This window comes from Bowmanella yangjiangensis (assembly GCF_017255015.1).
Lineage (GTDB): Bacteria > Pseudomonadota > Gammaproteobacteria > Enterobacterales > Alteromonadaceae > Bowmanella > Bowmanella yangjiangensis.
Window position 1 is genome coordinate 1 of record NZ_JAFKCS010000201.1, and the last position, 1,488, is coordinate 1,488.

The 1,488-nt window shown below is 47.6% G+C and carries 2 protein-coding genes; both read left to right on the plus strand.

Annotated features, from left to right (window positions below; translation table 11 throughout):
* The first annotated feature begins 47 nt into the window (after window positions 1-47).
* Window positions 48-998 (plus strand): hypothetical protein, encoded by a 951-nt coding sequence (locus J0A65_RS23310; RefSeq protein WP_206596673.1) that lies wholly within the window; start codon window positions 48-50, stop codon window positions 996-998.
* 149 nt (window positions 999-1,147) lie between these two features.
* The coding region (locus J0A65_RS23315) for a hypothetical protein (RefSeq protein ID WP_206596674.1) at window positions 1,148-1,488 on the plus strand (341 nt) is incomplete at its 3' end.

A 1,488-nucleotide genomic window follows, 5' to 3' on the forward strand; every position in this document is an offset into this window, starting at 1 on the left:
AGGGTGAATGTTGGCGAATCGGACTATCTGTGAGGGAAAACAAATAAATGGCGACCTATTCATTCAAAGTTCAGCTCCCCCCCAGAAGGAGTGGTGGCACGCCTGACTGCGATAAGTGGACGTTCCATCATATTCTTCCTTGGAAGTACTTCTACTGTCTGTCGGCTATTCTGGGTTACTACTACTATGGAACAGTGGCTTCGTTCGTCAGAGGCCATCCAACGTTAAATACACCAGAGAATCGTGCTGGATTGTTGGACACCGCTACGGTGTTCGCCCCAATTGTTGTCTGCAATACCAGTATCGTGCAATCCGAGGGTGTATCCATGATGTCTCTCGTGGAAATGGAGCGACTGATCAATGGCCTGGCCCGAACCGGCGGTAGCATTGTCGACAAGATTTCACAAAATGCTGTGAGGTTGCATGACCACTTTGTCGAATGTACCAGTCCGGTATTTGGTGGATTTCCAGGAATGGATGGCAACCAGAGATCCGACGACCCCAAGTCCAGTATGGAGTTAACTAGGCCGTCCAACGGTGACGCCAGCTGGTGGAGCGCAGTGACCGACATCGGCAAGCTCTTGGAGCGTGCAAGCCTATTTGAGCGATCCTCGGAACGAGAAGGGTGTAAAGATCTCAAATCTTCAGTTTACGGCGACAGAGTCAAGTTCAAACTAACCAACAATGACCTGGACAACATTCTGCTCGCAAACCTTAGAACAGTTGTTACGCCTCGTTTTAACTCTTCTGTATTGGCGTTCGATGAGAAGTCTTGGCTTTTTCACTACAATGGCTCGCAATGGTCATTCGTCATCGCCGATGACATTTATCACTATCCGTCCTACCGGCCGGATAAATCCGCCTTCAAATTTTCGGTATCCACAACAAACACCCATACCAATAGAAGCAAGCACCTGCCGATGACACGGTGCCCTGGTATTGATAACGAGAAAAACATACTTAGGCCTACGGTGGACGCCGCAAAACTCATAAAGTGAGTCGACCGGGTATGCAATCATAGCCATGACAGGGCAGAACAATAAGAGTGCAGCTTCACTCGCACACTTGCCTGCCAACGTTCAAGCCCACCACAAAAGAGGGCGGAGTTCATTAGAAAACACACGCACGCCTACCGAGGCTTAAACTCATGATAAGATATTCTCAGCGATTCAATGCAGGTACCAATTATTTAAACCATACCACCCGCCGCCACTATCAAACCAAGAAAAATCTCATTGTCAGCCAGGAAAGAGGATCTAATGATTGCACCAGGGCCTCCATTGCCACGATTTTAAATCACACAAAAAATCAGGCATTTGCCGATATAGGCTTGGTCAACAAATACCTTTTGGAGCGGTGCGAGACTTATAGACTAGATGGCATCGACGGGCTTCAGCCAGCCTTGGAATCAAAAGCAGCTTACGATCTATTCTTGCATTACAACTTATACGCAAGGAAATTGAGATACAATCATAATATGCTACTGGC

What these genes read in the sequence shown, in the direction of transcription:
- J0A65_RS23310 (WP_206596673.1), top strand. Translation starts at nt 48, where the DNA reads ATGGCGACCTATTCATTCAAAGTTCAGCTCCCCCCCAGAAGGAGTGGT.